Below are 6,411 nucleotides of genomic sequence, written 5' to 3'. Positions count from 1 at the left end.
CNNGANCANCTCGCCGAACTCGCGCTGGGCGGCACCGCGACCGGGACTGGGCTCAACACCCATCCGGAGTTCCCCGAGCGCGCGGCCGACTACATCGCCGAGGAGACNGGCCTNNNNTTCCGNGAGGCCGACNACCACTTCGAGGCNCAGGCNGCCCACGACGCGATGAGCGAGGCNCACGGNGCNCTNCGNNNNGTNGCNGGCTCGNTNAACAAGATCGCNAACGACCTCCGGCTGCTGGCCTCGGGCCCGCGCAACGGGCTCGGCGAGATCGAACAGCCCGAAAACCAGCCCGGNTCCTCNATNATGCCNGGNAAGATCAACCCNGTCGTCGCCGAANCNGTNAACCAANTCCACAAGCAGGTCGTCGGNAACGANGCNGCCGTNTCNGCNGGCGCNGCNGAGGGNCAGATCGACCTCAACCTCTACAAGCCNGTGTTGGCGCATAACTTCCTCCAGTCGGCCGACCTCATCGCCAACGGTTCCGAGGTCTTCGCCGAGCGGTTCGTCGCGGAACTGGAGGCTAACGAGGAGCACTGCGCCGAGCAGGTCGAGCAAAGTATGGCCCTGGCGACCGCGCTCAACCCCGCGATCGGCTACGACAAGGCCAGCAAGGTGGCAAAGCAGGCTCTTGCCGAGGACAAAACGGTAAAGCAGGTCGCCGTTGAGGAAGGCTATCTCACCGAAGAAGAGGCCGACGAGGTACTCGACCCCGAAGCGATGACCCATCGTGTGATTCTCGGGACTGACGAGTAGACTGGACTCTATTTTATTTGCGGCTCAGGCTTTCTCAGCGAGGTAAGGCTCACAGACGCGTTCGACACCCTCTTTGAAGCTAATCTGTGGTTCCCAGCCGGTTGCCTCGTGGAATTTTGTGATGTCAGCCATTGTATCGTGGACGTAGCCGTCGAAGGGGCACTCGATATACTCGGGATCGATGTCGGTGCCGAGCGCGTCGTTGATCATTTCGACCATCTCGTTGAACGTGTAGGCCTCCTCGGTGCCGACGTTGTAGACACCAGTCAGTTCGTGGTCGGCGGCGAGTTCACAGGCGCGAGCGACATCCTCGACGTGGGTGAAATCCCGCGTTTGGGTGCCGTCGCCGAACAGTTCCGGTGCGTCGCCGTTGGCGATAGCATCGGCGAACTGCGCGACCGTGTTGGCGTACTTGCCTTTGTGTTCCTCGTTGCCACCGAATCCTTGGTAAACCGAAAAGAAGCGGAGGCCAGCCATCGCCATGTCGTGATGGTGGGCGTAGTACTCGGCGTAACGTTCCCGGGCGAGCTTCGAGGCTTCGTAAGCTGTCTGGGATTCGACCGCCATGCTCTCCGGCGAAGGTTCGGTCCGGCTCCCGTAGATCGAGGAGGTCGAAGCGTAGACGACTGTGTCACAGCCGTGCTCCCTGACCTGTTCGACAGTGTTGACGAACCCCTCAACGTTGACGCGACAGCCCCGTTGCGGGTTCTCTTCATGCATATTCCGCGAAGAGAGTGCAGCAAGATGGAACAGGACATCGACATCGGCCGGTAGGTCATCGTCGAGGACCGATGCTTCCACGAACTCGACGGTATCGTCGAGATTCTCCGGCGTGCCGAGATATGTGTCGTCGACAGCGATGACATCGTTGTCCCTGGCGAGGTGGTTGGCGAGGTTTGAGCCGATAAAGCCTGCGCCACCAGTGACGAGAACGCGTTGGTTCTGCATACCTGCGTCTTCCAACCCTGATTAATGACTACTTTGATTCTGTCCTGGCTGAAATAATCCCTGCTGGGATTATCGTGTCCCGACTGCATGTCGTATAACCCGGCGTACGTTCCCGACGCCTTGATCGACTCTCTGTGTGTGCCGGATTTGACAATCTTGCCTTCCTCAAGCGTGTAGATTCTATTAGCGTTCTGGATCGTCGACAACCGGTGGGCGATGGCGATAACACCAATTTCCCGATCTATCGATTTGATCGACGCTTGGAGGTCTGCCTCGATACCCGCATCGAGGTCGCGGGTCACCTCATCGAGGATGATAAAGTCAGTGCCGGTCAGCAGCGCGTATCCGACGGCGATCCGCTGGCGTTGGCCACCTGAGTGCCTGATGCCGTCATCACTGAGATATGAGCTATAGTCATTTGGGAACTCATCAAGAAACTCATCGACCGTGGAGATTTCACAGACACGTTCGACCTCTCCCCGGATCGTCTCACGATTGCCCACTGTCAGGTTACCTTCGAGTGTGGCGTCAAGGATGACGGTCGTTGGCGGACGACGGCGATCCGCTCACGCCACTGCTGGAGGTCGAATTCATCGATCGGTGCGCTCTGGCTGCGGAGTCATCGGTACAACAGCGTGACCACGGCATGCAGCGGGCTTCGATACAATGAAAAATATATTCTCACTTTGGTTTTCAAGGGATAGAAAGCGTTGATCAGGATTCCGTCTTGATCGGTCATGATGTTTGGCTTGGACTCGATGCAACGGTTGTCTCTGGAGTCACTATTGGAAACGGGGCTGTCGTCGGGGTGACGCAATTGTGTCCCGAGATGTTGAACCCTATGAAATCGTTGCAGGCATCCGAGCGAACCCATCGGATGGCGGTTCGAAGCAGAGATGAGAGAATTACCTCAGGATATCGCCTAGTGGAACTGGTCGGATGACCGGATTCGACGGAATAATGAGTTCTTCGCGGCGGACCTCGCTGGTCGCTCTCCAGAGTCGGTCCGGGAACTCGTAGTTCAGTAGAGCTACACCAGCGTGATGCCGAGTTTCTCCTCAATAAAATCTCCACCAATTCGGACCACCGTTCCCCGGACATGAGGAGAAATGGCGAAGACAACGACGAAGTACACGACTGCCCCGAATCCGACCAGAAGGAACACGCGGTACCAAGGTGCGAGAACGAATAGTCGCTTGGCTATTTCCAGTGTAATGAGCATGATGATTCCCCCAACGACCTGCGCGATGAACGGTCGGGGTGCGTGTGGGACCGGACCAACTTCTCGCCGGACGAACCAAGCGTTCAGAACATAGCGGCTGGCCGCAGCAGCGACGACACCTCCTAGCATTCCCATCGCACCGAACCGATTGAGAGCCGGAATCCCGACTACCAGAAGGACGGTAGTCGAAAGAATAGTTCCAAACAAGTCCAACTTCGGGAGGTCGATACCCCTGAGTGTGCTCACTAGCGGTTTCGTTCTTGTCGTCAAGAGCCGGTAGAATGCGACTCCAATCAAGAACTTTGCAGCCGGCCTGAATTCACCCCCGTAGATAGTAATCATGAGTTTGTGTGAAACCACGATAGCACCAAAGAGAGTGGGTATCGCAAACACGCTTGAGTAGCTCATTACGTCTCGTAACTCCTGGGAGAAGTCCTCGTTGCGAGAGGAGAGATTGCTTATTTTCGGCATCAAGACCCCAGACGCCATCATCCCGATAGCGAGGGCAGGGACAGTTAGTTTTAGTGCTGCCTCAAAATAGCCGACTGCGGCGGGAGTAAGGTAGAATCCCAAAATTAGAAGCGCGATTCGGTCGTAACCGAACGAGGTTATGCTATTAGGAACGCTGTACTTGGCGTACTCGAACAGGGAACGGAACACAGCTATGTCAGGTATCGTAGGCTGGAGTCCCAACAGATAGACGAGAATCAGCGGGGTTACTAGGGAAGCGCCCGCCAGTCCAACAGTCATCCCGACGACACCGTATCCAACCAGAACGAGTAGCACCTGTGTCGGAATCGTGATGAAGGAACGGAGTGCGTCAATCCAGTGTATTATTCCTAACCGGCCTGTAGCGGCAAACACAGCACTGAACGCCTCCTGTGCGGACAGTGCCAGAAACAGTGCGATAAACAGCAGGAACGCATCCTCCCGTTGGACGTATCCGTTTATTATATCGCGGCCAACAATCGCAACAACCGAGATGAACACCGCGAATACAGCGAACGTAATCAAGAATGCACCGTAGTACTGCCTCGGCTCGGATTCGGATTCTGAGAGCCGCTTCTGCACCGATTCGGCAAATCCGATAATCGGTCTATCGACCACGTTTTCCAGCGTTACCAACAAGTAGAACGCTCCAAACCCCGTGGCTCCCAGAATCCTCGCAAACAGGATACTCCCTAAGAATCCAATACCAAGAAGGGCGATTCGCGCAATACCGCCAGAGAGTGCCTCTGTGCCGATACTGACATCCTTTGGGTCGATATCGCTCGTGTTTTTTTCTTCACTCATCGTCGTCACTCTTTGAGGCTTAACCTCAGAACACTGGAGAGTCGGCAGAGATTAGGCATAGCCCAGAGCCTCAAGACGATCCTGAATTTCTGATTCGTCTGCATCTTCCCATTCTTCTAACTTCGGTTCGTATGTCTCTTCGTCAGTCGCTGTTGCCGTCGCCCACGGGACCCGCTTGACCGCTGGATTCGGGACGTACGGCCGGTGCCCGTAACATCCCCACTCGCCGATCGCGTTTCCGTGATCCGCAGTGATAACCACTTTTTCTGCATCAACATTCTCAAGCAGAAGTTCGACATCATCAAGAACCCATCGAAGGTTGTCTTTGTATTCTAGCCATGCCTCGTCATACTGTTTCTCCCCCCGCTGTATACGTTCCCACACACTGCCATCAAGATCCAACCCATCACTACCGCGGAACGGGGTATGTGGTTGCATATAGTGAGCGATGATGTATTCTGGTTCCGACTCGCGCATTACTCGAATCGTCTCGTCAGTTATCGTACGTGGATTCAGAATTACATCCGAATCATCCCACTTTGCTTTCCCCACTGGTATATACTCACAGAACGCATCATCTTCAAGCATACGGGCGAAAACATTCCAAGTGATATATGCTGTTTCAGCGACTTCCGGCCGATTAGACATTGTATAGTGCTCTTCGAAAATATCCATATTGTCGACATTCGGGAGCAACTCGGTCCAGGCTTTTACTTTATCTTTCGTGCTTTTTGGCTCCATGAAATGCTTATGTAACCATTCCCGAGAATGTGATGCGTTAGACATGAACGTCCCAGAAGATTCGATGAAATCATATTCGTCAGCAACTTCCTCAAACAGATCCCAGCGGCAGGCATCGAGAACTACTAATAGATCCCACTCACGACTGTAATAATCAGTTCCGTAATTGATCCAAAATCCTCCGCGGCTCAGGATTCCTTGAAATAGGTCTTGGATGTTAAATTTAAAACCGCGTAACCCATACCGTGCATAATCTTGTCTGATTTGCCCAACCCAGTCTTGAATGCCCATTTGTTCCTGAATCAAAGTTTGGCTGGTTGAAAAATACTTCTGTACGTATTTATCCCTCAGAACGATTTCGTCACGCTCTCGTAAGTTGCTCCTGACCTCTCAGTAGAGCAATGCAGACGACAGAGTGTTCTCCGATGGACGGTCTCCAGCTAATGGATGCGAAAAGATCATTCGTCTTTAGCTAATTCGCTATCTCCTGTTGTGTAATGGTAGCGAGCCTCTCTTGGAGAATTGGCTGATCCTGATGGATTTTCTGGACATCTTCAGTCATCCGACTGATCAATGGCGCAATGAGTAGCTGAGATGCTGGCTCAGTTCATGCAGGATGAGCTGGGCGTGCGATCGATAATGACTAAAATAATTTGTGCAAGCTAAGCAACTTCTGACACCATTTCTTAGCGAAGCTAATACGGTTGGTTATTCGGTCGAACGTGTCTTTGAGGAGTTCAAAGAACTCGTCTTCATTTTGGACGATGATCGGTACTATTATCCACTTGAGGAAGTCCCAGACTTTCTCAAGTGGATTAAGATGCGGCGAGCTTGGTGGGAGAAAAATCAGATTTATCGCGAGTTGGTGGGCACGCTTGCGCGTGTGCTATATGAGAACCGTGTCTATGCAAGACGATCAGAATCTGCTTGCCGGGATTCTGCTCGCGTACCTCTTCTAAAAATCCACAAATTTGTTTTTCTTCTCGGTTTCTTTGAACGTGATAACACTCTCACCGTTGTATACATAGCATCTGGCTGCTGAATCGTCTGTCTTGACAAGCGGTCATTCAATGTGTGGATCATCAACGTATCCCACCGACGAGAGTCCTCGTACAGTTGTGGCTTAATGCGTCGAAGAATCCCAACACAGTGCCGCCATCAGTGCAGATATTGTTGTCAACGACCCAGCCTTCATCGGGATCTTCGGGATGGTTATTGTGCGGGGCATCTGTCTCGTCGAGCGCGTCGTCGACGCGCTCTTCGAGGATTTCCTCTGTATTCTCGGGTTGGTGAGGACGCTTTGGCCGTGGTTTCGCGTATGACTGTCCAAGACCTCGCAGAAACGTTCATCTTGTCTTCGGAGAGGTGACGCTTGAACTCTTTTCGACCTGAACGATCCAGAGAATACAATCAGAATATTATTAAAAATAATTTCTTACTTATTAATTATA

General features: G+C 53.1%; 4 protein-coding genes and 3 pseudogenes (1 of these 7 cut by a window edge). 2 read left to right on the top strand and 5 right to left on the bottom strand.

Going from position 1 to position 6,411, the window contains the following annotated elements; genetic code table 11:
• A pseudogene (locus tag EGH24_RS08290) lies at positions 1–756 on the top strand (class II fumarate hydratase) (it extends 654 nt beyond the left edge of the window).
• 24 nt (positions 757–780) lie between these two features.
• On the opposite strand, the gene EGH24_RS08285 reads toward EGH24_RS08290, so the two are convergent.
• Positions 781–1,704, bottom strand: a complete 924-nt coding sequence (locus EGH24_RS08285; RefSeq protein ID WP_142979684.1) for an NAD-dependent epimerase/dehydratase family protein — start codon at positions 1,702–1,704, stop codon at positions 781–783.
• Between the two features lie 209 nt (positions 1,705–1,913).
• On the opposite strand from EGH24_RS08285, the gene EGH24_RS15320 reads away from it, so the two are divergent.
• Positions 1,914–2,081 (top strand): hypothetical protein, encoded by a 168-nt coding sequence (locus EGH24_RS15320; protein ID WP_185903278.1) that lies wholly within the window; start codon positions 1,914–1,916, stop codon positions 2,079–2,081.
• A gap of 653 nt (positions 2,082–2,734) precedes the next feature.
• On the opposite strand, the gene EGH24_RS08275 is transcribed toward EGH24_RS15320, so the two are convergent.
• From EGH24_RS08275 to EGH24_RS15590, 4 genes and pseudogenes are all read right to left on the bottom strand, one after another.
• Positions 2,735–4,219, bottom strand: a complete 1,485-nt coding sequence (locus EGH24_RS08275; RefSeq protein ID WP_142979683.1) for a lipopolysaccharide biosynthesis protein — start codon at positions 4,217–4,219, stop codon at positions 2,735–2,737.
• Between the two features lie 51 nt (positions 4,220–4,270).
• Positions 4,271–5,251 (bottom strand): LTA synthase family protein, encoded by a 981-nt coding sequence (locus EGH24_RS08270; RefSeq protein WP_142979682.1) that lies wholly within the window; start codon positions 5,249–5,251, stop codon positions 4,271–4,273.
• Between the two features lie 181 nt (positions 5,252–5,432).
• Positions 5,433–5,599 (bottom strand): annotated as a pseudogene (locus EGH24_RS15845) (IS4 family transposase); the annotation flags it as partial.
• Between the two features lie 4 nt (positions 5,600–5,603).
• Positions 5,604–6,303, bottom strand: a pseudogene (locus EGH24_RS15590) (IS630 family transposase); the annotation flags it as partial.
• Between the last annotated feature and the right edge of the window lie 108 nt (positions 6,304–6,411).

Origin of the sequence: Halonotius terrestris, from assembly GCF_006861665.1 — an archaeon.
Classification (GTDB): Archaea; Halobacteriota; Halobacteria; order Halobacteriales; family Haloferacaceae; genus Halonotius; species Halonotius terrestris.
Note: the sequence above shows the minus strand (reverse complement) of the source record. Positions and strands in the feature narration are given on the sequence as shown.

What these genes read in the sequence shown, in the direction of transcription:
- EGH24_RS08285 (WP_142979684.1), bottom strand. Translation starts at nt 1,704, where the DNA reads ATGCAGAACCAACGCGTTCTCGTCACTGGTGGCGCAGGCTTTATCGGC.
- EGH24_RS08270 (WP_142979682.1), bottom strand. Translation starts at nt 5,251, where the DNA reads ATGGGCATTCAAGACTGGGTTGGGCAAATCAGACAAGATTATGCACGG.
- EGH24_RS08275 (WP_142979683.1), bottom strand. Translation starts at nt 4,219, where the DNA reads ATGAGTGAAGAAAAAAACACGAGCGATATCGACCCAAAGGATGTCAGT.